Consider the following 24,843-nt stretch of genomic DNA (forward strand, 5'->3'; position numbering starts at 1 on the left):
CGCCCCCGCCCCCAGCCCGACCCCCGCCCTGTCCGGCCTGCCCACGCGCGGCTCGGCGCCGCGGCCGTTCCAGCCGCAGATCAACCTGCCGATCTTCAACGCCGGCAGCCTGCGCGCCAGCCTCGACGCCGCCAAGATCCAGAAGGACATTGGCGTGGCGAACTACGAGAAGTCCATTCAAACGGCCTTCCAGGAAGTCGCCGACGGTCTGGCCGCCCGCCAGACCTACACCGACCAGCTGCAGGCGCAGCGTGACTTCGTTCAGGCCAACCAGGATTACTACCGTCTGGCCGAGCGTCGCTACCGCATCGGTGTCGACAGCAACCTGACCTTTCTCGATGCCCAGCGTCAGCTGTTCAGCGCGCAACAGGCGCTGATCACCGACCGCCTCGCGCAGCTGACCAGTGCGGTCAACCTGTACAAGGCTTTGGGCGGTGGCTGGAATGCGCAAACCGCGCAGAACGAACCGCTGAAAGAAGAAGCACCGAAGATGAAGTTGTTCTGATCATCATCAGGTGAAAACAAGGAGCCCACCGATTGGTGGGCTTTTTGTTGCCTGTCTGAAAGTTGTGTTGTCTGGGCTGGCCCCATCGCTGGCAAGCCAGCTCCCACAATGTTCCAAGGTGTAGTCAAAATTTGGGAACGACTCGAAAACCTGTGGGAGCTGGCTTGCCAGCGATGAGGCCCTGAGATCTATCGCAAGATCCTGCTCAATCTTGCGTTCGATAATCGCCCAAAACCCGCTTCACCCAATTGAATCCAGACCTCCGCGCGCCGCACCATTCGCTCCACAAAACCAATAACAACAGGTTCGACATCATGCTCCCGCGCCCTGCTCCGTCCGGCTGATCAACGCCGCTTCACCCAAAAATCATTTATGACTGCGCCCCCTGAAAACGGTGCCTGCGCACCCGTTTGCCTTAAAAAAACAAGAGAGACCCCACCTATGACCACCTCCCCAGCGCCTTACGCAATTCCCGGCCTGATCGCCCTGGCCCTGGCGGGCGCCGCCCTCCCCGTCGCTGCTGAAGAAGCTGGGTTTATCGACGGTGCCAAGGTCAACCTGAACCTGCGCAACTTCTACATCAACCGCAACTTCACCAACCCGACCAAAGCGCAGGGCAAGGCTGAAGAGTGGACGCAGAACTTCATCCTTGATGCCAAATCCGGCTTCACCCAGGGCACCGTCGGTTTTGGCATGGACGTGCTCGGTCTGTATTCGGTGAAGCTCGATGGCGGCAAGGGCACTGGCGGTACGCAGCTGTTGCCGCTGGATCACGACGGACGCCCGGCAGACAACTTCGGGCGCACCAACGTCGCCTTCAAGGCGAAGTTGTCGCAGACCGAAGTGAAGGTCGGCGAATGGATGCCGGTGCTGCCGATCCTCCGTTCGGACGACGGTCGCTCGCTGCCGCAAACCTTTCGCGGCGGCCAGATCACCTCGAAGGAAATCGACGGCCTAACCCTCTACGGCGGCCAGTTCCGCGCCAACAGCCCGCGCGACGACAGCAGCATGACTGACATGTCGATGACCGGCAAAGCAGCGTTCACCTCTGATCGCTTCAACTTTCAGGGCGGCGAATACGTATTCAATGAAAAGCGCACGCAGATCGGCCTGTGGAACGCCGAACTCAAGGACATCTACAGCCAGCAATACGTCAATCTGATCCACAGCCAGCCACTCGGCGACTGGACGCTGGGCGCCAACCTCGGTTTCTTCTACGGCAAGGACGACGGCAGCGCCCGCGCCGGCGATCTCGACAACAAGACCTGGTCGGGGATGTTCTCGGCCAAATATGGCGGCAACACCTTCTACGTCGGCTTGCAGAAACTCACCGGCGACAGCGCGTGGATGCGCGTCAACGGCACCAGCGGCGGCACCCTCGCCAACGACAGCTACAACGCCAGTTACGACAACGCGCAGGAACGCTCCTGGCAACTGCGCCACGACTATAACTTCGCCGCCATGGGCGTGCCCGGCCTGACGTTGATGAACCGCTACATCAGCGGCGACAACGTGCACACCGGGACCATCACCGACGGCAAGGAATGGGGCCGCGAATCGGAATTGGGCTACACCGTGCAGAGCGGCGCGCTGAAGGATCTCAACGTCAGATGGCGCAACTCGACCATGCGCCGGGATTTCAGCAATAACGAATTCGACGAAAACCGGCTGATCGTCAGCTACCCGATCAGTCTGTTGTAAACACTGTTAGATCTGATCCCCGCGATCCTGTAGGAGCTGCCGCAGGCTGCGATCTTTTGATCTTGAAAACAACGGCAAAAGATCGCAGCCTGCGGCAGCTCCTACAGGGAAGCGGTGCCATTGGTCAGGAGAAGTGGTGAATTGCCGGGCGGCGGGTAAAGTGGCAGAACCTGAAGGACTCAGGCGCTCTACCCTTCCCGCTTCCGTTAGTTGCTGTCGGTCCCCCAGTTGTGAGCCAGGTTGTCATCGGAAGACACCGCTGATCACCAGAGGACCGCCTCATGATCTCTAGTCTCACCACAGCCCCCGACTGGGACGCCAAAGCGTACCAGCAGTTTTCTCGCCTCAGGCAACGCCCGGTCAACGAACTGCTTGATCGTGTCGAGCTGCGAACCCCCCAACGTATTTATGACCTCGGTTGCGGCACAGGCATTGCCACGCAAGTGCTGGCCAAGCGCTGGCCGCGAGCGCAGTTACTCGGAATCGACAGTTCAGCGCAAATGCTCGAAGAAGCGCATCGCCTGCCGATCAACGCCGCATGGCAGCAATGCGATCTGCTCGACTGGCAGCCCGAACAACCGGCAGACCTGCTGTTCGCCGCCGCCGTGCTGCACTTTATCGATGGCCATGAAACGCTGCTGCCGCGCCTGCTCGGCCAGCTCAACCCGGGCGGCTGTCTGGCCGCGCACATGCCGGACTGGCGCGATGCGTTGTGGTATCGGTTGATGCTCGAAACCCTCGACGACGGTGGTGTCGGCGGCAAGCCATTGGGCACGGCTGAACTGCGTCAGCGCATGGCGGCGCGGCCGTTGTTGTCTTTGGAGGATTACTACCGCTTGCTCGCACCATTGACCAAGTCGCTGGATATCTGGGAGACCGAGCAGTTGCAGGTGGTTGATGGGAAGTCGCCGGTGTATGACTGGGTGAAGGTCTCGGCGTTGCGGCCAGTGATGCAGGCGCTGGATTCAGCGGAGCAGGCGCGATTTATTTATCACTATCTGATGCGGGTGCATGCGCAGTATCCGCAGGAGGCGGATGGGCATACGTTGTTTGCGTTCAAACGGATATTTATTGTTGCCAAGGTTTGAAGAGCGAAAGATCGGAGCCTTCGGCAGCTCCTACAGGGGAACGCATTCCAAATGTAGGAGCTGCCGAAGGCTGCGATCTTTTTCGGTTTCAACCGTCACTCGCGGGATTCGGTACCCAGCTCATCCCACACCGACTCGGCCAGATGAAACGTCGCATTCGCCGCCGGAATCCCGCAGTAGATCGCGCTCTGCATGATCACTTCCTTGATCTCGCCACGGCTCACACCGTTATTGGCCGCTGCGCGCAAATGCAGCTTCAGCTCGCCTTCGCGGTTCATGCCGATCAGCATGGCGATGGTGATCAAACTACGCGTATGCCGAGGCAACCCTGGACGTGTCCAGATATCGCCCCAGGCATGCCGGGTGATCATTTCCTGAAACTCCGAGTTGAACTCGGTCAGCGTGGTCAGGCTGCGATCGACATGCGCATCACCGAGTACCGCGCGGCGCACTTGCATGCCGTCGTCATAACGTTGTTTCTCGTCCACGAAAATCCCCTTGTCAGACGTTTAAAAACGCCAACACACGATCACTGAAATCGGCACCGGCCTGCACATTCGACAGATGCGCCGCATAGAACTCGGCGTACTCGGCACCGCGTACATGTTCCTGAATGAAATGCCCACCGGACGGCGGCGTCACCGCATCTTCAGTGCCGGCAATCACCAGCAACGGCACGTTGATCGAGGCGAGCTGCTCGCGAAAATCGGCATCACGCACCGCCGCGCAATTGGCCGCGTAACCCTCAGGCGAAGTGGCGGCGAGCATGTCGGTAATCTGCTTGGCTGCCGCCGGATGTTCAGCGGAAAAATCCGGGGTAAACCAACGGGCAATCGACGCATCACGCAGGGCAACCATCGCTGCCGCGCCGTCACGCAGCACGGTTTCGATGCGTGGATTCCACACCGACGGATCGCCGATTTTTGCCGCCGTGTTGCAGACAATCAGCTTGTTCAAACGATGACCGGCATTGATCCCCAACCACTGCCCAATCAACCCGCCCATCGACAGTCCGCAGAAATGCGCGCGTTCGATGTGCAACGCATCCAGCAAACCGAGTACGTCATGACCGAGTTGCTCGATGCGGTACGGCCCCGGCGTCACCAGCGATTGACCGTGACCACGGGTATCGAAACGCAGCACGCGAAAGTGCTCGGTGAACGCCGGCATCTGCGGGTCCCACATGTGCAAATCAGTGCCCAACGAGTTGGACAGCACCAGCACCGGCGCATCGACCGGACCTTCTATTTGATAGTGCAGTTCGCCATCGGCGAGTTGAACGAAAGCCACAGCCCTCTCCTTTCAGACAGACAATGCGTTGTGTTCGGCCACCGCGCGCTCGACCCAGGTTTGCGCCTGGCCAAGGTAATGGGCGGGGTTCAAAAGATGATCAAGTTCAGCGCTGCTCAACTCGGCGGTAACTTTGGGTTCGTCACCCAGTACAGCGCGCAAGTGGCGCTGTTCGGCCACCGCGCGTTTGCAGCATTGCTCAAGCAAATGATGCGCGGTGTCGCGGCCAACCCGTTGCGCAAGCACGATGCTCACCGCTTCGGCCAGCACCAGCCCTTGGGTCAGTTCGAGATTGCGCGCCATGCGTTCGGCGTCGACTTCCAGGCCCTCGGCGAGCAAGCGCGCCTGTTGCAGCGAACCCGACACCAGGCAGCAAATCTCCGGCAAGGTTTCCCACTCGGCATGCCACAGACCGAGGCTGCGCTCGTGCTCTTGCGGCATCGCGCTGAACAGCGTCGAGACCAGACCCGGCACCCGCGTCGCTGCGCCGATCAACACCGCCGCACCGACCGGATTGCGTTTGTGCGGCATGGTCGACGAGCCGCCCTTGCCCGGTGCTGAAGGTTCGAACACTTCGCCCGCTTCGGTCTGCATCAACAGGCTGATGTCGCGGCCGAATTTGCCGAGGCTGCCGGCGATCAAACCGAGCACCGCGCCGAACTCGACCACGCGATCACGTTGGGTGTGCCACGGTTGTTCGGGCAAGGTCAGTTGCAGTTCTTCGGCCAGCGCTTCGGCAATCGGTAACGCCTGTTCGCCCAAGGCTGCGAGCGTCCCGGATGCGCCACCAAATTGCAGCACCAGCAGACGCGGTTTAAGTTCACGCAAACGCTGACGGCTGCGAGTGACCGCGCCGAGCCAACCGGCGATTTTCATGCCAAGGGTTACCGGCGTCGCGTGTTGCAGCCAGGTGCGTCCGGCCAGCGGCGTGGCGGCGTGACGTTGTGCCTGGGTGGCGAGAGACTCGGCCAATTGCGCCAGATCGCCTTCAATCAATTCCAGCGCCTGACGCAATTGCAGGACCAATCCGGAATCCATCACGTCCTGACTGGTCGCGCCCAAATGCACATAACGCTCGGCCTCGGCATCGCTGGCGGCGATCTGCTTGCCCAGCGCCTTGACCAGCGGAATCGCCGAATTGCCGGCCGTGGCAATCGCCTCGCCCAGCGTCGCGAAGTCATACAGACCCGCACTGCACGCCGCCGCAATCGGTGCAACCGCAGACGAAGGAATCATTCCGACCCGCGCCTCCGCCCGCGCCAGCGCCGCTTCGAAATCAAGCATCGCCTGCACGCGGCCCTGATCGCAGAACACCTCACGCATATCGCGGGCAGTGAAGTAGGCATCGAACAATTGATTGCCCGGTCGCTGAGTCATAAAAGTCCTTGCCGGCGCGGGCCATCACGGCCCGCGCGCATCGGGTTAGAGATCGTGGTGCAAGTACGCTGCCTGTTTTGGCAAGCGCAGACTGAACAGGAACGCGATCGCCATCATCGCCGTCACGTACCAGTAGAAGGAGTTTTCCATGCCGATGTTCTTCAGACTCAGGGCAACGAATTCCGCCGAGCCACCGAAGATCGCATTCGCCACCGCGTAAGCCAGGCCGACACCGAGGGCGCGAACTTCCGGCGGGAACATTTCGGCTTTCACCAGGCCGCTGATCGAGGTGTAGAAACTGACGATTGCCAGCGCCACCGTGATCAACACAAACGCAAGAAACGGGCTGCTGACGCTTTTCAGGCTCAACAGGATTGGCACGGTGAACAGCGTGCCGAGCGCGCCGAACCAGAGCATCGAATTACGTCGGCCGATCTTGTCGGCGAGCATGCCGAACAGCGGTTGCATGCACATATACAGGAACAGCGCGCCGGTCATGATGTAGCTGGCGGTCTTGGCGTGCATACCGGCGGTGTTCACCAGGTACTTCTGCATGTAGGTGGTGAAGGTGTAGAAAATCAACGAGCCACCGGCGGTGTAACCGAGCACGGTGATGAACGCGGCTTTGTGATCGCGGAACAGCGCACTGATGCTGCCGGCGTCCTTGTGCGCGCGGGTTTCCTTGTTGGTGGTTTCTTTCAGCGAGCGACGCAGGAACAGCGAAATCAACGCGGCCACCGCACCGACCACAAATGGAATCCGCCAGCCGTAGGCGCGCAGGTCATCTTCGGTGAGGAATTGCTGAAGAACCACGACCAGCGACACCGCCAACAGTTGCCCACCGATCAGCGTCACGTATTGGAACGAGGCGAAAAATCCGCGCTGGCCCTTGAGGGCGACTTCGCTCATGTAAGTCGCGGTGGTGCCGTACTCACCGCCGACCGACAGGCCTTGCAGCAAGCGTGCGAACAACAGCAAGACCGGTGCCCAGACGCCGATATCCTTGTAAGTCGGCAGACAGGCGATCAGCAAGGACCCGAAGCACATCATCAGAATCGAGATGAGCATCGAGTTCTTGCGGCCGTGCTTGTCGGCGACACGACCGAAAATCCAGCCGCCAATCGGGCGCATGAGGAAGCCGGCGGCGAACACGCCAGCGGTGTTCACCAGTTGCACCGTCGGGTTATCGGAGGGGAAAAACGCCGGGGCGAAGTAGATCGCGCAAAAGGCGTAGACATAGAAGTCGAACCATTCGACGAGGTTGCCGGACGAGGCGCCGACAATGGCAAAGATGCGCTTGCTGCGCTCTTCACCCGTGTAATGAGAGGTGGTGGTTGTCATTGTTTTTCACTCGATAGGGACAGTGAGAGTCTAGACATACTTTGCAACAGTCCCGTTCCACAGTTCCATCAGCAACACAGTTCTCCCCTGTGGGAGCGAGCCTGCTCGCGAAGAGGGAGTGTCAGACGACAATTATGTTGGCTGACCCACCGCTTTCGCGAGCAGGCTCGCTCCCACAGGGGATTGGTGGTGTTCTTTTAATAATCGAAGAACACCGTCTCGGCGTCGGTGCCCTGCAGAATCACATTCCACTGGTAAACACCCGAAGCGTCCTTCGTCGCCACCAACGTACTGCGACGCTCAGCCGGCACACATTCCAGCAACGGATCATCAACGTTCGCCGGCTCGCCATCAAAATAAATCCGCGTCAGCAAGTGCTTCACCAGGCCACGGGCAAACACTAACACCACCAAATGCGGCGCCTGGGTCGAGCCCTTCAGCCCCTCAACCGTACCCGGCTTGATCGTGGTGAAACGAAAGCGCCCTTCAGCATCCACCGGCACCCGGCCAAAGCCTTCGAAGTGCGGGTCGAGCGGCTTGTCCTGCTCGTCTTCCGGGTGGTCGTATTTGCCGGCAGCGTTGGCCTGCCAGACTTCCAGCATGGCATCGTTGACGACATCGCCATTGCCATCCACCACTTGCCCGGTGATCGCTACGCGCTCGCCGAGAGTTTGTTCGACGGTGAGGTCTTCGCGGTTCAGCCAGGTCAGGCCGATGTGGTAATACGGCCCGACGGTGTGGGACGTGGTCGCAGTCAGCGTCATCTTATTTCTCCATCGGCGTGGCTTCACGCCCGCGCAGCACGATGTCCCAACGATAACCGAGGGCGTAGGACGGAATGGTTTTTTCCAGATCGAAACGGGCGATCAGGCGTTCCTTGGCCGAGGTGTCCGGCACGCAGTTGTAGATCGGGTCGTACGCCAGCAACGGGTCGCCCGGAAAATACATTTGCGTGACCAGACGCGTGAGGATGCTCGGCCCGAACAGCGAAAAGTGGATATGCGCCGGGCGCCACGCATTGTGGTGGTTGCCCCACGGATAGGCGCCGGGCTTGATGGTCTGGAACTGGTACCAGCCATCGGCGTCGGTCACGGTGCGGCCGGTGCCGGTGAAATTCGGGTCGAGCGGCGCGTCGTGCAGGTCGCGCTGGTGGTTGTAGCGGCCGGCGGCGTTGGCCTGCCAGATCTCCACGAGAATCCCCGGCACCGGCAAGCCGTTTTCGTCGAGCACGCGGCCGTGAATGATGATGCGCTCGCCCTGTGGCTCGCCTTGATGCTGGGCGGTCAGGTCGTTATCGGTATCGCCGACACGCTCGGCGCCGATGGTCGGGCCGGTGATTTCCGACAGCGAATGCGGCAGAAACACCAACGGCTTCGACGGCGAGCGCAGGTTGGTGGATTGATACGTCGGGTGCAGGTACTCAGGCTGAGTGCCTTCCTGCGGACGACGGTAACCAGGCTTGTCAGACATGTCGCTTTCCTCTGTTCTTATTCGTCACGGCTTGCGTCAGACGCGTTCGATGGCCAGGGCCAGACCTTGGCCGACACCGACGCACATGGTCGCCAGACCTTTCTTGCCACCGGTCTTTTCCAACTGATGCAGCGCGGTCAGCACCAGCCGCGCACCGCTCATGCCCAACGGGTGACCAAGGGCAATCGCCCCGCCGTTCGGATTGACCTGCGCGGCGTCATCCGCCAGCCCCAATTCACGCAGCACCGCCAAACCTTGGCTGGCGAATGCTTCGTTGAGTTCGATCACATCGAAATCGCTGACCGCCACGCCGAGACGCTCGATCAGTTTGCGCACCGCCGGTACCGGGCCGATGCCCATCACGCGCGGCGCGACACCGGCGCTGGCCATGCCGAGCACTTTGGCGCGGGCGGTCAGGCCATGTTTTTTCACCGCTTCGGCGGACGCGAGAATCAGTGCGGCGGCACCGTCGTTGACGCCGGAGGCATTGCCGGCGGTGACGGTTTTGTCCGGGCCGTTGACCGGCTTCAATTTTGTCAGCGCTTCAATCGTGGTGTCGGCGCGCGGATGTTCATCCTGGCTGACCACGGTTTCGCCCTTCTTGTGCGCGATCCGCACTTCGACGATCTCTTCGGCGAAGTAACCGGCAGCCTGTGCGGCGGCCGTGCGTTGCTGACTGCGCAGTGCGAAAGCGTCTTGATCGGCGCGCGAGACTTTATAGTCGTCGGCGACGTTGTCAGCGGTCTGCGGCATCGCGTCGACGCCGTATTGCGCCTTCATCAATGGGTTGATGAAACGCCAGCCGATGGTGGTGTCTTCCAGCTTCATGTTGCGCGAGAACGCCGCGTCAGCCTTGCCCATCACGAACGGTGCGCGGGACATCGACTCGACGCCACCGGCAATTGCCAGCTCCATCTCGCCGCTGGCAATCGCACGGAATGCGGTGCCGATCGCGTCCATGCCCGAAGCGCAAAGGCGATTGAGGGTCACGCCCGGCACGCTTTCCGGCAGGCCCGCCAACAGCAGCGCCATGCGTGCCACGTTGCGGTTGTCTTCGCCGGCCTGGTTGGCGCAGCCGAGGAACACTTCGTCGATGGCGCTCCAGTCCACCGAGGGATTGCGCTCCATCAGGGCCTTGATCGGCACAGCGGCCAGGTCATCGGCGCGAACGGCGGACAGTCCGCCGCCGAAACGGCCGATCGGCGTGCGAATCGCGTCGCAGATATAAACGTCACGCATCATGCTTCTCCCGGTGCCTGGCCGTGGGCCGCGGCGGTGCGCGCTTCGAGATCGCGCAGCGCGGTCAGTTCGACGTCGGTCGGTTCTGCGGTGGTTTCGACGTTGTCAGCAAAACGAATCGCCCAACCGGTGGCCGCAACCACTTGCTCGCGGGTTACGCCCGGATGCAGTGCGGTGACCACGAACTCGTGGGTGCGCTCTTCCGGCTCCATGATGCACAGGTCGGTGATGATCCCGACCGGCCCTGCGCCCGGCAGGCCCAGACGTTTGCGCGAATCGCCGCCCTCGCCGTGACCGACCGAGGTGATGAAATCGAGCTTGTCGACAAACGAACGCGCCGACTGTTTAAGGATGATCAACACGCTTTTTGCCGAGCCGGCAATTTCCGGCGCGCCACCGGCACCCGGCAGGCGCACTTTCGGCGAGAAGTAATCGCCGACCACGGTGGTGTTGATGTTGCCGAAACGGTCAACCTGCGCGGCGCCAAGAAAACCGACGTCGATGCGCCCGCCCTGCAGCCAATAGCGAAAAATCTCACCGGTCGGTACGACAGTGTCAGCGGTTTCCGCCAGTTCACCGTCACCGATGGACAGCGGCAGCACGCTCGGCTTGGCGCCAATCGGGCCCGATTCGTAGATCAGCACCACGTCCGGCGACGAGGTCAGCCGCGCGAGGTTGGCGGCTTTCGACGGCAGGCCGATACCGACGAAGCACACCGAGCCGTTCTTCAGGCGACGGGCTGCGGCGACGGTCATCATTTCATTGGTGGTGTAAGTCATTACTTGGCCTCCGAAGCAGCGGCCAACTTGGCCTGGAACTCGCTGAAGTCAGCACAGCCATGGATGTATTCGTTGATCCACGCGGTAAACGTCTCACGGTCACGGGCGATCGGATCCCACGCTTGATAGAAACGATTGTCGCGCTCGTTGTAACCGTGGGCGTAGGACGGATGTGCGCCGCCGGGCACATGGCAGACCGCGCTCAAGGCCCAGGTCGGCAATACGCAAGAGTTCATCGGTGCGTTGAGGTTGTCGACGATTTCTTCGACGGTAACGATGCAACGCTTGGCAGCCAGTGCGGCTTCTTTCTGTACACCGAGAATGCCCCACAGCAGCACGTTGCCCTGGCGGTCGGCTTTCTGTGCGTGGATTACGGTGACGTCCGGGCGCACCGACGGCACGGCCGCCAACACTTCACCGGTGAACGGGCAGGTCACGGTTTTGATCAACGGGTTGACCTTCGGCAGATCGGAACCGGCGTAGGCGCGCAGCACCGCGAACGGTAGGCCGGAAGCGCCGGCGACGTAGGCATTGGCCAGGTCGGCGTGGCTGTGTTCTTCGATCTCCAGCGGCTGCGGCCATTGCTTCTCGACCGCGTCGCGCAGACGGTGCAGCGAACCCACGCCCGGGTTGCCGCCCCAGGAGAAGATCAGTTTGCGTGCGCAGCCGGCACCGATCAGTTGGTCGTAGATCAGGTCGGGCGTCATCCGCACCAGCGTCAGATCTTTCTTGCCCTGACGAATGATTTCATGACCCGCGGCCGTAGGGATCAAGTGAGTGAAGCCTTCGAGTGCGACGGTGTCGCCGTCGTTGACGAATTGCTTCACCGCGTCGTGCAGCGAAAGGATCTCAGCCATGGAGCGGGCTCCCGTTTTTGTAATGAATCGCCAGTGATAAAAAGGCGCGAGGTTCAGCGCCGGAGTCACTGAAGATTAAGCCTGGGAAAAGTGCCAAACAATCCGATAATCGACTGAGTGTTCGTTTATCGAACAGATTGTTGTCAGCCTATCGTTCGGTACTGATCGTTCCCAACGCTCCGCGTGGGAATGCATCCCGGGACGCTCCGCGTCCCTTTCAAAGGCCGGAACGCGGAGCGTCCCTAGAGGCGTTCCCACGCAGAGCGTGGGAACGATGAGGCGCTGAAACTCAGGTCGCATCCGCATGACTGACCATGCCCTTGATCACCACCGCCGTCGTCGCCAACGCCGCCGGAATCACCAACGCCGTCAACACCTGCTCGAAATTCCAGCCCAGGCCCAACAACGTCGCGCCCATCCACGCCCCGAGAATCGCGCCGAAACGACCGATCCCCAACATCCACGAGACACCGGTCGCCCGCCCCTGAGTCGGGTAGAACCGCGCCGCCAGCGACGGCATCGCCGATTGCGCACCGTTCACGCACATCCCCGCCACCAGCACCAGCGTCGCCAGCAAGGTGATATTCCCCAGGCTTTGCCCAACCGCGTAGGCAAACACCCCGGCCAGCAGGTAGAAAGTGCCGATGACCTTGTGCGGATTGAAGCGATCCATCGCCCATCCCACAGCCACCGCACTCAACACGCCACCAAACTGGAACAACGCACCGATGAACGCCGCTTGCTCCATGCTCGCGCCGCTGTCACGCATCAGCGTCGGCAGCCAGCTGGTCAGCAGATAAACAATCACCAGGCCCATGAAATAGGTCAGCCACAACAGCAAGGTGCCGGTGCTGTAGGTGCCGGAGAAGATCACGGCGAAAACGTTGCGCGCCTTGACGGTTTTCTGTTCCGGCACGCTGAAGCTGGAGGCTTGGGCGACGGTAACCGGGTCAATCGGCGCCAGGGTCTTGCGGATCTTGTCGGTGCCACGGTTACGGACTACAAGGTAGCGCGCCGATTCCGGCAGCCAGAACAGCAGCACCACGGCGAGAATCAGCGGCAGGATCCCGCCGATCAGCAGCAGGCTGTGCCAGCCGAACGCCGGGATCAGCTTGGCGGAAATGAACCCACCGCCAGCCATGCCTAGGTTGAAACCGCAGAACATGCTGGTCACCAGCAGGGATTTCTTGCGCTCCGGGGTGTATTCCGAGAGCAATGTGGTGGCATTGGGCATCCCCGCACCCAGACCGAGGCCAGTGAGGAAGCGCAGCACCAGCAATTGTTCGACGTTATTGCTGTAAGCCGACGCGAGACTGAAAGCACCGAACAGCAGCACCGCGCCAACGAGTACGACTTTTCGCCCGAAGCGGTCAGCCAAAGGGCCGGAGCCCAATGCGCCGAAGACCATGCCGATCAGCGCGGCGCTCATCACCGGGCCGAGGCTGGCACGGTCGATACCCCAGTCCTGCGACAGCGCCGGGGCGATGAAGCCCATCGCCGCAGTGTCGAGGCCGTCGAGGAAGACAATCAGGAAACACAGGATCACCACCCGCCATTGATAGCGCGAGATCGGTTGGGCATTGATGAAGGTCTGCACATCGAGGCATTGACCTACAGCGGACTGAGGCTGGTTCATTATTTTTATTCCACGCAAAAAACGCAGTCGAACGACGGCCGGCCAACGAGCGGCACGGGCACAAGAATAGAAGGTCTGGATCAGGCGTTGCGGTGAACCCGGCAACAGCGGATGGGGCTGAGACAGTCGGGGAACATGCGCATGGGGAGTTGCCTCTTGTCATTATTATCGGAGTCGACAGTCCGGCGGCTCATTCACATCAGTGCCGGATGACGCTGCCGCGACATTAATGATCCGGGGGTTTTAGCGTCAATTCGATAAACGCAACACTGTGCGTTTATCGAACAGCTTCATCAGGCAAACAATTGTGCACTGAGGTCGCGACTGGCACTCAACAGCCCCGGCAGAAAGCGCTGCTCCAGCTCGGTACGGCTGACACGACCGGCATGGGTGCTGACGTTGAGCGCCGCCACCACTTGGCCCGAGGCATCATAAACCGGCACGGCGATCGAGCGCAGACCCTGTTCCAGTTCCTGATCGACGATGCACCAGCCCTGCTGCCGGACTTCCTGCAAACATTCGAGTAAAGCGTCGGGGGTGTGGATCGTACGGCTGGTCTTGGCAACGAGTTCGGCGTGGTCGAGGTATTCGCGCAGCGACGTGTCATCGAGCGCCGCCAGCAGAATTCGGCCCATCGAGGTGCAATACGCCGGCAGACGTCCGCCCACCGACAGATCCACCGATATCAGCCGCTGGGTGGTCGCCGAGCGCGCGATGTAGAGGATGTCATCGCCTTCCAGCGTGGCCATGTTGCAGGCTTCATGCAATTGCTCGCTCATGCGATCGAGATAAGGCTGCGCGGACACCGCCAACGGTGTCGAGGATAAATAAGCATGACCGAGGGTCAGCACTTTCGGCAGCAGCGAATAGGTGCGCCCGTCGGTGGTGGCGTAGCCGAGCTTGATCAACGTGTGTAGGCAACGGCGCACCGCGGCGCGGGGAATTTCCGTGCGGTGGCTGATCTGCGCGATGGTCAGATGCCGCTTGCGCTCCTGAAACGCCTGCACCACTGCCAGGCCACGGGCCAGCGAGGTCATGAAGTCCGGATCACCGGTCAGCGCCTGAATCCGCTTGGCTGGCGAGGCGACTATCGGCGGCGCCACTGAGGTGAAGGAGTTGCGCATTTGATCGTTCATTTCCTGTCCTTTTTTGCGGATACCGCACGGATCAATCGCTATACAAGCGGCTAGCCGACAGATGCACAAGGGCTGAGACGCCAAGATTGGGCGATTATCGAACCGCCGACCGATAATCGCAATGCAGCGGGGGATTGCCGATCTGCGCGGTTGAGACGCTCGTGCAACCTCAGCGGTAAACTGCACCCGTCTTTTAGTTGATCGACTAAATGGCGCCAAAAACACATCGCACGGTAAATAACGCAGTAAATAACGCCAGGCCTGCACTGCAACTAGTGAGAAAAGTTGCGAGTAACAAAACGATCACACATCCAGAACCGTTTTTAACTTGGCAAAGATAGTCATTCCCGAATCGACCGCTATAATGCGTTCAGTGGCAGCCTGTTTTTAATCACCGAGGTTGTCACCGCTGACGCGATGCCATCGCTGTCGGACCCGGCCAGCGCCTGACGCTCATTACTCATGCAACGCCAACGCTCGCTGAAACAGGAAACTGATGCTGCGTCAGTTTTAATCTGGTGCCGTAGCCGCCTGTAACATGGAAGTCTTGATCGCCCTGTCGATGACACCAATGCCTGCACAGGCGTTGCGCATTCGACAGGTCCGCTCAATCGATTTGTTGCAGCGCGTTCACCAGACATTCAACTCAACTCAAACAGGTAGCACTGTGACGAAAGACGAACTGCGCGCGGAACTTGAGCGCCAGGAACAACGTTACAAGGAAGTTTACGGCGGGGAAGTCACCACCTACGCCGCCCAGCCCGAACCGGAACGCAAAGCATGGCGTAAACGCCCAACCGTTCAGGATCAGGTCTTCAAGCAGGAAATCGAAAAGATCGAAAAGGAACTCAAAGCCGAAGAGCCATGAGCCCCGGTGTTTGAATCTTTCGAGGGTAAGCGTGCGCACCGGTTACAAGCGCGGTGCATGGACCTTGCCTTGCGCGCCCGCTACCCGCGGGCAGCGGCTATCTCCCCGTCCTACAGGGTAAAGGGGAGCTTCCTACAGGTTTCATAGATATTTCAGACAAGCGTTTGAGCCTTCGCCGCGCCAGCAAAATCGCCTGTAAAAAATGCGCTTTCCCAATAAAATCAATGGGTTGAAAAACCCTGTGTGGCGCTTGGTTTTAATGCGCTGCAACAAATTAAATCGAAGAAGATTGTTACCAACGAGCAGGTAGGGCATCGATTTCCAGTCTTTTCTGGCATAATCGCGCCCCCTTACGACCGGGTCAGAAAACCTTCATGATCGATTTATTCAGCGGACTGGATGCTTGGGTGCTTGTGAGCCTCTTGCTCGCCCTGACATTTGTCCTCGCCTTCGAGTTCATCAATGGATTTCATGACACCGCTAACGCGGTAGCCACTGTTATCTACACCAAAGCCATGCCGCCTCATCTGGCGGTGTTCTTCTCCGGTGTGTTCAATTTCCTCGGCGTGCTGCTGGGCGGCGTTGGCGTGGCGTATGCCATCGTCCACTTGCTGCCGGTTGAGCTGCTGATCAATGTGAACACCGGCCATGGCCTGGCGATGGTGTTCTCGTTGCTCGCCGCGGCAATCGCCTGGAACCTTGGCACCTGGTACTTCGGTATCCCGGCGTCCAGCTCGCACACGCTGATCGGATCGATCCTCGGTGTCGGCCTGGCCAACGCCCTGATCAACGACATTCCGCTGGCCGACGGCGTGAACTGGCAGAAAGCGATCGACATCGGCGCCTCACTGGTGTTCTCGCCGATGGCCGGCTTCCTGATTGCCGCGCTGATCCTGATCGGTCTGAAGTGGTGGCGCCCGCTGTCGAAGATGCACAAGACACCGGAACAACGCCGCAAACTCGACGACAAGAAGCACCCACCGTTCTGGAACCGCCTGGTCCTGGTGATCTCGGCCATGGCCGTGAGCTTCGTGCACGGCTCCAACGATGGTCAGAAAGGCATTGGCCTGATCATGCTGGTGCTGATCGGTATCGTTCCTGCACAGTTCGTCCTCGACCTGAACAGCACCACGTACCAGATCGAACGCACCCGCGATGCGACCCTGCACCTGAGCCAGTTCTACCAGCGCAATGCCGATTCGCTGGGTGAATTCCTGGCCCTGGGTAAAAGCGTGGAAGGCGACCTGCCGGAGAAATTCCGCTGCAACCCGCAGCAGACCGAACCGACCATCAGCGCCCTGCTGCATACGCTTAAAGGTGTAGCCGACTACCATTCGCTGTCGTCGGACAGCCGTGTCGAAGTTCGTCGCTACCTGCTGTGCCTGGACGATACCGCGAAGAAAGTCAGCAAGTTGCCGGTTCTGGATGCCCGTGAAAAGGCTGACCTCGACAAGTTGCGCAAGGATCTGACCACCACCACTGAATACGCGCCGTTCTGGGTGATTCTGGCAGTTGCACTGGCCTTGGGCCTGGGCACCATGGTGGGCTGGAAACGTGTGGTACTGACCATTGGCGAGAAGATCGGCAAGCAGGGCATGACCTATTCTCAGGGCATGTCGGCGCAGATCACTACGGCCAGTTTGATTGGTCTGGCCAACATCTTCAGCCTGCCGGTGTCGACCACTCACGTTCTGTCTTCGGGCGTGGCGGGGACCATGGTCGCGAACAAGAGCGGTCTGCAGGGTGGGACTGTTCGCACCATTCTGCTGGCGTGGGTGTTGACCCTGCCGGCGACTGTGGCGCTGTCGGCCGGGTTGTTCTGGCTGGCGTCGAAGGCGCTGGGTAGTTGATAGATAGCTGTATATGAAGAAGGCGCGATTCTTTGGGATCGCGCCTTTTTTTTGGTTCGGGGGTTGGGGTTGGGGGCATATCCGTTGCTGCGGTGATGGCTGCTGGCGGTTTCGCTCTTACAGCGAGTTACCTTTTCCAAACGCCGAAAAGGTAACCCAAAAGGCTTTGCCCCGGCGTACGGCACTTCGCTGAGGCTCAGTGTTCCCTCGCTACGGTGTCCATCCGGGGGCATCGCCTACGGTTTGCTGCGCTGCACCTCCTCTCGATGTATGCGCTACGCCGCACGGCGCTACGCCGCACGGCGCTACGCGCCTACCCCCGGATGAACACCTTCGCTCGGCCTGCCGAAGGGGCAAAAGATCAAAAACCAAAGCAAGATCAAAAACCAGATCGAAAGCCCCTCACCCTAGCCCTCTCCCGGAGGGAGAGGGGACTGACCGAGGTGTTTGGTAGAGTTACGCCGACGTGAAAGTCCGAGTTGAACGCAAATTTTCACAGGCCCACCATCGGCTCCCTCTCCCTCGGGAGAGGGCTGGGATGAGGAGCAAGAGCACCACAAACCCAAAGCCGAACACCCGCTTTTCACCACTCAATAGGCCGAGTGTCAGCTCGCCTGCTTTTGATCGTGATCTGTAAGGCGACGTCGGAAGGCTGAGTGGAGGGATTGATCCGGGCGTGGGAGCGCAGCGACCGTTTGGCGAAGCCAAACACAGCGGAAGGAGGTGCAGCGAAGCAAACCGTAGACGCTGCGCCCGGATCGATCCCGGAGCGAAGGAACCCGAGCCTGCGAGGGCCGAACGCAGGAGCAAGCCTTTTGGGTTACCTTTTTGGCGCTTGAAAAAGGTGACCCGCCGTAAGGGCGGAACCGTAATCAGCAACACCCGCAAAAACGGATATTCACCCAGAACCCCAGGAGCATGGTCGGCCCACAGGCCGCCAAGACAAAAAAAAAGGGGCAACCGAAGTCGCCCCAAAATGCCTTGCGTGCTCATCACTCCAGAAGAATCACTTCTTGCGCTTATTCGCGTCCTTCCAGATAAAAAATCCAAACCCTGCAAAAAACAGAACCATCAGCCCTACAGTCAGGACCCCGGCAAACACCACGTTATCGAAAAACATGACTGGCCTCCTGGCCCCTGCTCTGCTGCGATGGGACTAAGTTACCAAACACACAGGCGCACAAATTGACCGGGATCAATGCCAGCAACGAAGGGAGATAAAGGCGGGAAAATAACTGACCTGCATCAACGGATGCAGGGGGAGATCAACGCTTTTTCGGCTTGCTCTTCGACTTTTTCTTGGTTTTGCCCAACGGCATGGCCTGTTCGAAAGCCTGACGCACCTCGTTCAGGCGCTTCTCTTTAATGTCATGCACACGCTTGGCGCGTTCAGTGCTGAGGTCGATCAGTTTGTCGTCTTGGCTCATGGCATTCGGTACATCGCTGGAAAGGATCACAACTGCCACATCACCGGCAGGACTGCGCCAATAATGCAGCCTGACGCCAGCGCTGACCAGCCATTGCCAGCAGCGGCAGATAACAATTGATGTACCAAACGACAGTTTTGCCCGCAGAATCTGCGCTTTGCGCCAAACCCGAGGATGTTTGCCGTGCCTTTGCATCAGGATCTGCCACCGTTGATGGCCCTGCGCGTATTTGAAGCCGTGGCCCGCCATTTGAGTTTCATCAAGGCAGCCGATGAATTGTCGGTGACCCAGAGTGCGATCAGCCATCAGGTGCACAAACTCGAAGCGTTTCTGGATCAGCGGCTGTTTGTCCGGCGCACCCGAGCAATCGACCTGACATCCGCCGGCGCGGCCTACTATCGCCAGATCGAACCGGCCCTCAGCGCCATCGCCGCCGCCAGCCGCGAACTGCGTGGCAATCAACGCACAACCTTGCGGATCGGCCTGCTGGCATCCTTTGCCACCTTGTGGCTGGCCTCGCGACTCAGCGACTTCAGGGCCAAACACCCCGACATCCATGTCGAACTGATCCCCGCCGTGCACTTGGCGGACGTCAAAGGTGGCGAGGTCGATCTGGCCATTCGTTACGGCAAGGGTCATTGGCCGGACGTACAGGCCCGACGCGTCATGACCGAAACGCTGACGCCGGTGTGCAGCCCGGCCTTCAAGCGTCAGGGTGTGCAAAACGGCCCCCTGCTGATGGCCAAATCGCTGCAACCATTCGAATGGACTGACTGGAGCCAGCACAGCGCAATCGATCTGACGCAGGTGCCGAGCGTCATGCTGCACGACTACAACATCGTGGTCGAATCAGCCGTCGCCGGTCAGGGCATCGCCATGGGCCGGCACTGCCTGATCGCCCGCCGTCTCAACGACGGCACGCTGGTGCCGGCCTTTGATACCGAACCTCTGCGGGGCGAGATCGGTTATTGGCTGGTGACGCCGGATCGTCCTTTGTCGGCGCCGGCGGCGTGCTTCAGCCAGTGGCTGGATGAAGCAGCAGAAGCATGAGCCATTTCGATTCATCGAATTAGATCTATGCGTTTGTCGCCCTTGCTTCGTTTCAACATGCTGGAGCCTTCATTCAGGAGGTCTCAACATGAGCGAATCTCTCAGCCAGCGTATCGAACAACTCGGGCTGCGCCTGCCAGCGCCGAGCCAACCCATTGCCAACTACGTCAGCCATGTTGTCAGTCGAAACCAGTTGTTCATCTCGGGACAGATTCCGATGCTGGATGGCAAACCTGCATTCATCGGGCGGCTCGGTGAAGCCATCAGCGAAGCAGAGGGGATCGACGCCGCCGAACTCGCCGCTCTGGGTTTGCTGGCCCAATTGAGCGATGCCCTCGGTGATGATCTTTCGAAACTGGTGAGAATTATCCGCCTTGGTGTGTTTATCGCCGCCGATCCCGAATTCCAGCGTCAAGGTGTGGTCGCCAATGGCGCGTCCAACCTGCTGGTCAATGCGCTGGGCGACAAGGGCCGGCATGTCCGCACCGCCGTCGGCGTCTCCAGCCTGCCGAGTGGCGTGGCGGTAGAGCTCGACGCGATTTTCGAGCTCAAGCCGTGAACATCGAGGAAGTCGAACGCCAGCGGACAGCCACGCCCGGTTGCGCGCGGATCATTCACTTCAACCACGCTGGCTCCTCACTGCCGAGCCAGGCCACCCTTGATGCGATTGTCGAGCAATTGCAACGCGAAGCACTCGGTGGACCGATGGAAGCCGCCGACCTGCAGATTCAGCAACGGGCGCGCACCGCCGCCGCTCGCCTGTTGAATGCCGAACCCGAGAGCATCGCCTTCGCCAGCAGCGGCTCGGCAGCATGGAGTCAGGCCTTCAATGCGCTGGGGCCTTGGCAAGCGGGTGAGCGGATTCTGGTCGGGCGCCATGAATGGGCCGGCAATCTGGCGTGCATCGCTGAGGCAGTAAAAGCCGGCGCGCGTCTGGAGGTCATTCCCTGCGATGCCCACGGCGCGGTTGATCCGCAGGCACTGGCGCAGATGATCGACCGCAACGTGCGGCTGATCGCGTTGACCTGGTTGCCCGCCAACGGCGGCCTGATCAATCCCGCCGCGCAGATTGGTCAGGTCGCGCAACGACACGGCATTGCCTACTTCATCGATGCGGGCCAGGCGTTGGGGCAGTTGCCGTGCGATGTGCAGACCTTGCACTGCGATGTGCTCAAAGGCGCGGGACGCAAATACCTTCGAGGCCCGCGTGGCACCGCGCTGCTTTATGTACGACCGGGTTTCATGCAACGTTTGCTGCCCATGCAGCGCGATGTGCTGTCGGCGCCATGGGACGGCCAACGGTTTACCTTGCGCGAGGATGCCCGACGTTTCGAAACCAGTGAAGTGTCATTGGCACTGCTGGCCGGACTGGCCAATGCGCTAGAGGAACACAACCGGCTCGGCGCGCAGGCCATTCGCCGGCGAATCGAGCAGATGAGTCGCGCGTTGCGCCAACGTTTGAGGGACATTCGCGGATTGGCATTGCACGATCTCGGCCGCGAGCATCAGCAATCCGGCCTGATCGCTTTTACGCTTGAGGGCTGGAACTGCGTGGCGTTGAAACAGGCGCTGGCGACGCGAGGGATCAACATTGGTGCCAATGGCGTGGCTTATACGCCGCTGGATATGCAGGCGCGAGGGATTGAGAGCATCGCGCGGATTTCCCTGAGCTATCTGAACACCGAGGCAGAAATCGACGTCTTGCTGGCACACTTGAGTGAACTCGCCGCCCAGCCTCAGATCTCGATATCGACCCACAACCCCTGACGCGGCTGATCTTCCATCAGTGGCACCACCGGCACGGTATTGTCGGCATTGAGCTCGGTGCCAGGCACGGCCAGATGCTCTTCGGGATCTTCATCGGCTTCGCGCCGACGGCGATCACGTTCCTGCTGGCGGCGCTGTTCTTCGCGCGCCAGCAGGCGATCCTCTTCCGGATCGCGCTTTTGCAGATCGATCGTACTTTCGTTGGAGCTTTCCTGCACCGGCACCACCGGAGGAATGTCCGGCCGCTGGCGGATCGGATCCTGCTGGGAAGTGATCGGCACAGCGCTCAGGGGGAGCATCGGTGGCAACATATAAAGGGTCTCCTGTCAGCAGGCTATCGGCTGCGGCAAAGGCGCCTTGAGCCACTGGTCGCAAATCTGTGACGCACTTGGCACCTGCAGGAGCTGCAGGAGCTGCCGGAGCTGCCGGAGCTGCCGCAGGCTGCGATCTTTTAATGGGACAACACGGATTCCAAGTGTTCCCCAAGATCAGAAGATCGCAGCCTGCGGCAGCTCCTACCCAGTAATCTTTGGCCCTGAAGCCTGCATTCCGTTAAGATAGCCCGCTTTTTCAAGGTGGGAGTCAGGCAGCATGGCGCAGCAGTATCAACCGGGGCAACGCTGGATCAGTGACAGCGAAGCAGAGCTTGGTTTAGGCACCGTTCTGGCACAGGACGGCCGCTTGTTGACCGTGCTTTACCCGGCCACTGGCGAAACCCGCCAGTACGCGCTACGGAATGCGCCCCTGACCCGCGTGCGGTTCTCGCCGGGTGACAGCATCACCCACTTCGAAGGCTGGAAGATGACCGTGCAGCAAGTCGACGACGTCGACGGCCTGATGGTCTATCACGGTCTCAACGGGCAGAACGAAGCCGTCACCCTGCCGGAAACCCAACTGTCGAACTTCATCCAGTTCCGTCTGGCCAGCGACCGTCTGTTCGCCGGGCAGATCGACCCGCTGGCGTGGTTCTCGCTGCGTTACAACACCCTCGAACACACCAGCCGCCAGTTGCAATCGTCGCTCTGGGGCCTGGGTGGCGTGCGTGCGCAACCGATCGCGCACCAATTGCACATCGCCCGTGAAGTCGCTGACCGTATTGCGCCGCGCGTTCTGCTGGCGGACGAAGTGGGTCTGGGTAAAACCATCGAAGCCGGTCTGGTGATCCATCGCCAACTGCTCTCGGGCCGCGCCAACCGCGTGCTGATCCTCGTTCCGGAAAACCTCCAGCACCAGTGGCTGGTCGAGATGCGCCGCCGCTTCAACCTGCAAGTCGCGCTGTTCGACGAAGAACGCTTCATCGAAAGCGATGCCGCCAACCCGTTCGAAGACACCCAACTGGCGCTGGTCGCGCTGGAATGGCTGGTCGATGACGAGAAAGCGCAGGACGCTCTGTTCGCCGCCGGTTGGGATCTGCTGGTGGTCGACGAAGCCCACCACTTGGTCTGGCACGAAGAAAAAGCCAGCGCCGAATACTCGCTGGTCGAGCAACTCGCCGAAGTCATCCCGGGCGTGCTGCTGCTCACCGCCACCCCGGAACAACTCGGCCAGGACAGCCACTTCGCCCGTCTGCGCCTGCTCGACCCGAACCGTTTCCATGACCTGGCTGCCTTCCGCGCCGAGAGCGACAACTATCGCCCGGTGGCCGAAGCCGTGCAGGAACTGCTCGACAAGGGCCGTCTCTCGGCCAAAGCGCACAAAACCATTCAGGGTTTCCTCGGCAATGAAGGCGAAGCACTGCTGACCGCGGTCAACGACGGCGATACTGAAGCCAGCGCCCGCCTCGTCCGCGAACTGCTTGACCGTCACGGCACCGGCCGCGTGCTGTTCCGTAACACCCGCGCGGCCGTGCAGGGTTTCCCGGAGCGCAAACTGCATCCGTACCCGCTGCCGTGCCCGGACGAATACCTCGAACTGCCGCTGGGCGATCACGCCGAGCTATACCCGGAAGTCAGCTTCCAGTCGCAGCCAGACGCCAGCGAAGAAGAACGCTGGTGGAAATTCGACCCGCGCGTCGAGTGGCTGATCGATCAGCTGAAAATGCTCAAGCGCACCAAAGTGCTGGTGATCTGCGCCCACGCCGAAACCGCAATGGACCTGGAAGACGCTCTGCGCGTGCGTTCCGGCATCCCGGCCACGGTGTTCCATGAAGGCATGAACATCCTTGAGCGTGACCGCGCCGCCGCGTACTTCGCCGACGAAGAGTTTGGCGCGCAAGTGCTGATCTGCTCGGAAATCGGCAGTGAGGGTCGCAACTTCCAGTTCGCTCACCACCTGGTACTGTTCGATCTGCCGTCGCACCCGGACCTGCTCGAGCAGCGTATCGGTCGTCTCGACCGGATCGGCCAGAAGCACATCATCGAACTGCACGTGCCGTACCTGGAAACCAGCCCGCAAGAGCGCCTGTTCCAGTGGTATCACGAAGCGTTGAACGCGTTCCTCAACACCTGCCCGACCGGCAACGCCTTGCAGCACCAGTTCGGCCCGCGCCTGCTGCCGCTGCTCGAAGAAGCTGATGATAGCGAGTGGCAAGCGCTGATCGACGAAGCGCGCACCGAGCGCGAGCGTCTCGAAGCCGAGCTGCACACCGGTCGCGACCGTCTGCTGGAACTCAATTCCGGCGGCGCTGGCGAAGGTGAAGCGCTGGTCGAAGACATCCTTGAGCAAGACGATCAGTTCGCCCTGCCGATCTACATGGAAACCCTGTTCGACGCGTTCGGCATCGACAGCGAAGACCATTCGGAAAACGCGCTGATCCTCAAGCCGAGCGAGAAAATGCTCGACGCCAGCTTCCCGCTGGGCGACGACGAAGGCGTGACCATCACTTACGACCGCAATCAGGCGCTGTCGCGCGAAGACATGCAGTTCATCACCTGGGAACACCCGATGGTGCAGGGCGGCATGGACCTGGTGCTGTCCGGTTCGATGGGCAACACCGCCGTCGCGCTGATCAAGAACAAAGCGTTGAAGCCAGGCACCGTGCTGCTGGAATTGCTGTATGTCAGCGAAGTGGTTGCCCCGCGTTCGCTGCAACTGGGCCGTTACCTGCCGCCGGCCGCCCTGCGCTGCCTGCTTGATGCCAACGGCAACGACCTGTCGGCTCGCGTCTCGTTCGAAACGCTGAACGATCAGCTGGAAAGCGTGCCGCGTGCCAGCGCCAACAAGTTCATCCAGGCCCAGCGCGATCAGCTGACGCCACGGATCAACGCCGGTGAAGACAAGATCGCCCCGCGTCACGCCGAGCGCGTGGCCGAGGCCCGTCGCCGTCTGGCGGCCGACACCGACGAAGAACTGGCGCGCCTGACCGCGTTGCAAGCGGTCAACCCGACCGTACGTGACAGCGAACTGGTGGCGTTGCGTGAGCAGCGTGAGCAGGGTCTGGCGATGCTGGATAAAGCGGCGTTGCGTCTGGAAGCGATTCGGGTGTTGGTGGCGGGTTAAACCGCCCCGCTCCACCGCCAAAAA

Annotated in this window: 23 protein-coding genes; 9 read left to right on the forward strand and 14 right to left on the reverse strand. The window is 60.5% G+C overall.

Annotated elements, in window-relative coordinates:
* The 3 genes from ACIPZE_RS06925 to ACIPZE_RS06935 form a co-directional block, all read left to right on the forward strand.
* On the forward strand, positions 1–505 hold a 505-nt coding region (locus tag ACIPZE_RS06925; RefSeq protein WP_400772100.1), incomplete at its 5' end, for a TolC family protein.
* 441 nt (positions 506–946) lie between these two features.
* Positions 947–2,206, forward strand: coding sequence for an OprD family porin (locus tag ACIPZE_RS06930; RefSeq protein ID WP_400772102.1), 1,260 nt, complete (start codon positions 947–949; stop codon positions 2,204–2,206).
* 281 nt (positions 2,207–2,487) lie between these two features.
* The gene (locus ACIPZE_RS06935) at positions 2,488–3,294 is read left to right on the forward strand and encodes a methyltransferase domain-containing protein (RefSeq protein WP_400772103.1); all 807 of its coding nucleotides are present in this window, start codon (positions 2,488–2,490) and stop codon (positions 3,292–3,294) included.
* A gap of 95 nt (positions 3,295–3,389) precedes the next feature.
* Here the strand turns inward: ACIPZE_RS06935 and pcaC are convergent, their stop codons facing one another.
* The 11 genes from pcaC to pcaR all read right to left on the reverse strand — a co-directional run bounded on the left by pcaC (position 3,390) and on the right by pcaR (position 14,419).
* Positions 3,390–3,782: a 4-carboxymuconolactone decarboxylase gene (pcaC, locus tag ACIPZE_RS06940; protein WP_011332825.1), complete on the reverse strand. Its 393-nt coding sequence runs from the start codon at positions 3,780–3,782 to the stop codon at positions 3,390–3,392.
* A 13-nt stretch (positions 3,783–3,795) separates the two neighbouring features.
* Positions 3,796–4,584: a 3-oxoadipate enol-lactonase gene (pcaD, locus tag ACIPZE_RS06945; protein ID WP_400772105.1), complete on the reverse strand. Its 789-nt coding sequence runs from the start codon at positions 4,582–4,584 to the stop codon at positions 3,796–3,798.
* Positions 4,585–4,596: 12 nt separating this feature from the next.
* Entirely contained in the window at positions 4,597–5,961 is a 1,365-nt protein-coding gene (locus tag ACIPZE_RS06950) for a 3-carboxy-cis,cis-muconate cycloisomerase (protein ID WP_400772107.1), read from the reverse strand.
* Between the two features lie 45 nt (positions 5,962–6,006).
* Complete coding sequence (locus ACIPZE_RS06955) at positions 6,007–7,302, reverse strand: MFS family transporter (RefSeq protein WP_034153075.1); 1,296 nt, start codon at positions 7,300–7,302, stop codon at positions 6,007–6,009.
* 197 nt (positions 7,303–7,499) lie between these two features.
* A complete protein-coding gene (pcaG, locus tag ACIPZE_RS06960) occupies positions 7,500–8,066 on the reverse strand; it encodes a protocatechuate 3,4-dioxygenase subunit alpha (protein ID WP_400772109.1) in 567 nt (188 codons plus the stop codon).
* Position 8,067: 1 nt separating this feature from the next.
* A complete protein-coding gene (gene pcaH, locus ACIPZE_RS06965) occupies positions 8,068–8,772 on the reverse strand; it encodes a protocatechuate 3,4-dioxygenase subunit beta (RefSeq protein ID WP_283437407.1) in 705 nt (234 codons plus the stop codon).
* Positions 8,773–8,808: 36 nt separating this feature from the next.
* Complete coding sequence (gene pcaF, locus ACIPZE_RS06970; protein WP_400772111.1) at positions 8,809–10,014, reverse strand: 3-oxoadipyl-CoA thiolase; 1,206 nt, start codon at positions 10,012–10,014, stop codon at positions 8,809–8,811.
* Positions 10,011–10,790: a CoA-transferase subunit beta gene (locus ACIPZE_RS06975; RefSeq protein WP_283437409.1), complete on the reverse strand. Its 780-nt coding sequence runs from the start codon at positions 10,788–10,790 to the stop codon at positions 10,011–10,013. The genes pcaF and ACIPZE_RS06975 overlap by 4 nt, the downstream gene beginning before the upstream one ends.
* Entirely contained in the window at positions 10,790–11,647 is an 858-nt protein-coding gene (locus ACIPZE_RS06980; protein WP_053117863.1) for a CoA transferase subunit A, read from the reverse strand. The genes ACIPZE_RS06975 and ACIPZE_RS06980 overlap by 1 nt, the downstream gene beginning before the upstream one ends.
* 289 nt (positions 11,648–11,936) lie before the next feature.
* Positions 11,937–13,283 carry an MFS transporter gene (locus ACIPZE_RS06985; protein ID WP_283437410.1) on the reverse strand — a complete coding sequence of 449 codons (1,347 nt, stop codon included), beginning with the start codon at positions 13,281–13,283 and terminating at the stop codon, positions 11,937–11,939.
* Between the two features lie 293 nt (positions 13,284–13,576).
* Positions 13,577–14,419, reverse strand: coding sequence for a pca regulon transcriptional regulator PcaR (gene pcaR / locus ACIPZE_RS06990; protein WP_007917109.1), 843 nt, complete (start codon positions 14,417–14,419; stop codon positions 13,577–13,579).
* Between the two features lie 667 nt (positions 14,420–15,086).
* Between pcaR and ACIPZE_RS06995 the strand changes: the two genes are divergently transcribed.
* Together ACIPZE_RS06995 and ACIPZE_RS07000 are read left to right on the forward strand one after the other, a co-directional pair.
* Positions 15,087–15,287: a hypothetical protein gene (locus ACIPZE_RS06995; RefSeq protein WP_008080067.1), complete on the forward strand. Its 201-nt coding sequence runs from the start codon at positions 15,087–15,089 to the stop codon at positions 15,285–15,287.
* A gap of 374 nt (positions 15,288–15,661) precedes the next feature.
* Positions 15,662–17,137 carry an inorganic phosphate transporter gene (locus tag ACIPZE_RS07000; protein ID WP_129390214.1) on the forward strand — a complete coding sequence of 492 codons (1,476 nt, stop codon included), beginning with the start codon at positions 15,662–15,664 and terminating at the stop codon, positions 17,135–17,137.
* Positions 17,138–18,143: 1,006 nt separating this feature from the next.
* On the opposite strand, the gene ccoM is transcribed toward ACIPZE_RS07000, so the two are convergent.
* Together ccoM and ACIPZE_RS07010 are read right to left on the reverse strand one after the other, a co-directional pair.
* Entirely contained in the window at positions 18,144–18,257 is a 114-nt protein-coding gene (gene ccoM, locus ACIPZE_RS07005; RefSeq protein WP_003222396.1) for a cytochrome c oxidase subunit CcoM, read from the reverse strand.
* Positions 18,258–18,402: 145 nt separating this feature from the next.
* Complete coding sequence (locus ACIPZE_RS07010) at positions 18,403–18,759, reverse strand: hypothetical protein (RefSeq protein ID WP_283438679.1); 357 nt, start codon at positions 18,757–18,759, stop codon at positions 18,403–18,405.
* Between ACIPZE_RS07010 and ACIPZE_RS07015 the strand changes: the two genes are divergently transcribed.
* The 3 genes from ACIPZE_RS07015 (at position 18,748) to ACIPZE_RS07025 (ending at position 21,381) form a co-directional block, all read left to right on the forward strand.
* Positions 18,748–19,614: a LysR substrate-binding domain-containing protein gene (locus ACIPZE_RS07015; RefSeq protein WP_400772113.1), complete on the forward strand. Its 867-nt coding sequence runs from the start codon at positions 18,748–18,750 to the stop codon at positions 19,612–19,614. The genes ACIPZE_RS07010 and ACIPZE_RS07015 overlap by 12 nt on opposite strands.
* Positions 19,615–19,702: 88 nt before the next feature.
* Positions 19,703–20,173, forward strand: coding sequence for a RidA family protein (locus tag ACIPZE_RS07020; protein WP_283437412.1), 471 nt, complete (start codon positions 19,703–19,705; stop codon positions 20,171–20,173).
* Entirely contained in the window at positions 20,170–21,381 is a 1,212-nt protein-coding gene (locus ACIPZE_RS07025) for an aminotransferase class V-fold PLP-dependent enzyme (RefSeq protein WP_283437413.1), read from the forward strand. Before ACIPZE_RS07020 ends, ACIPZE_RS07025 begins: the two co-directional genes overlap by 4 nt.
* On the opposite strand, the gene ACIPZE_RS07030 is transcribed toward ACIPZE_RS07025, so the two are convergent.
* Positions 21,351–21,692: a hypothetical protein gene (locus tag ACIPZE_RS07030; RefSeq protein WP_003222394.1), complete on the reverse strand. Its 342-nt coding sequence runs from the start codon at positions 21,690–21,692 to the stop codon at positions 21,351–21,353. The two genes, ACIPZE_RS07025 and ACIPZE_RS07030, sit on opposite strands and share 31 nt — an antisense overlap.
* A 280-nt stretch (positions 21,693–21,972) precedes the next feature.
* Between ACIPZE_RS07030 and rapA the strand changes: the two genes are divergently transcribed.
* Positions 21,973–24,819, forward strand: coding sequence for an RNA polymerase-associated protein RapA (gene rapA / locus ACIPZE_RS07035; protein WP_400772115.1), 2,847 nt, complete (start codon positions 21,973–21,975; stop codon positions 24,817–24,819).
* Positions 24,820–24,843: the final 24 nt, after the last annotated feature.

It is taken from the genome of Pseudomonas sp. NPDC089741 (genome assembly GCF_044748825.1).
GTDB classification, from domain to species: Bacteria; Pseudomonadota; Gammaproteobacteria; order Pseudomonadales; family Pseudomonadaceae; genus Aquipseudomonas; species Aquipseudomonas helmanticensis.

Excerpts from the sequence above, each read along its gene's own strand:
- ACIPZE_RS06930 (WP_400772102.1), top strand. The coding sequence starts at position 947 with ATGACCACCTCCCCAGCGCCTTACGCAATTCCCGGCCTGATCGCCCTG.
- ACIPZE_RS06935 (WP_400772103.1), top strand. The coding sequence starts at position 2,488 with ATGATCTCTAGTCTCACCACAGCCCCCGACTGGGACGCCAAAGCGTAC.
- ACIPZE_RS06950 (WP_400772107.1), bottom strand. The coding sequence starts at position 5,961 with ATGACTCAGCGACCGGGCAATCAATTGTTCGATGCCTACTTCACTGCC.
- ACIPZE_RS06955 (WP_034153075.1), bottom strand. The coding sequence starts at position 7,302 with ATGACAACCACCACCTCTCATTACACGGGTGAAGAGCGCAGCAAGCGC.
- pcaG (WP_400772109.1), bottom strand. The coding sequence starts at position 8,066 with ATGACGCTGACTGCGACCACGTCCCACACCGTCGGGCCGTATTACCAC.
- pcaH (WP_283437407.1), bottom strand. The coding sequence starts at position 8,772 with ATGTCTGACAAGCCTGGTTACCGTCGTCCGCAGGAAGGCACTCAGCCT.
- pcaF (WP_400772111.1), bottom strand. The coding sequence starts at position 10,014 with ATGATGCGTGACGTTTATATCTGCGACGCGATTCGCACGCCGATCGGC.
- ACIPZE_RS06975 (WP_283437409.1), bottom strand. The coding sequence starts at position 10,790 with ATGACTTACACCACCAATGAAATGATGACCGTCGCCGCAGCCCGTCGC.
- ACIPZE_RS06980 (WP_053117863.1), bottom strand. The coding sequence starts at position 11,647 with ATGGCTGAGATCCTTTCGCTGCACGACGCGGTGAAGCAATTCGTCAAC.
- ACIPZE_RS06985 (WP_283437410.1), bottom strand. The coding sequence starts at position 13,283 with ATGAACCAGCCTCAGTCCGCTGTAGGTCAATGCCTCGATGTGCAGACC.
- pcaR (WP_007917109.1), bottom strand. The coding sequence starts at position 14,419 with ATGAACGATCAAATGCGCAACTCCTTCACCTCAGTGGCGCCGCCGATA.
- ACIPZE_RS07000 (WP_129390214.1), top strand. The coding sequence starts at position 15,662 with ATGATCGATTTATTCAGCGGACTGGATGCTTGGGTGCTTGTGAGCCTC.
- ccoM (WP_003222396.1), bottom strand. The coding sequence starts at position 18,257 with ATGTTTTTCGATAACGTGGTGTTTGCCGGGGTCCTGACTGTAGGGCTG.
- ACIPZE_RS07010 (WP_283438679.1), bottom strand. The coding sequence starts at position 18,759 with ATGCAAAGGCACGGCAAACATCCTCGGGTTTGGCGCAAAGCGCAGATT.
- ACIPZE_RS07020 (WP_283437412.1), top strand. The coding sequence starts at position 19,703 with ATGAGCGAATCTCTCAGCCAGCGTATCGAACAACTCGGGCTGCGCCTG.
- ACIPZE_RS07030 (WP_003222394.1), bottom strand. The coding sequence starts at position 21,692 with ATGTTGCCACCGATGCTCCCCCTGAGCGCTGTGCCGATCACTTCCCAG.
- rapA (WP_400772115.1), top strand. The coding sequence starts at position 21,973 with ATGGCGCAGCAGTATCAACCGGGGCAACGCTGGATCAGTGACAGCGAA.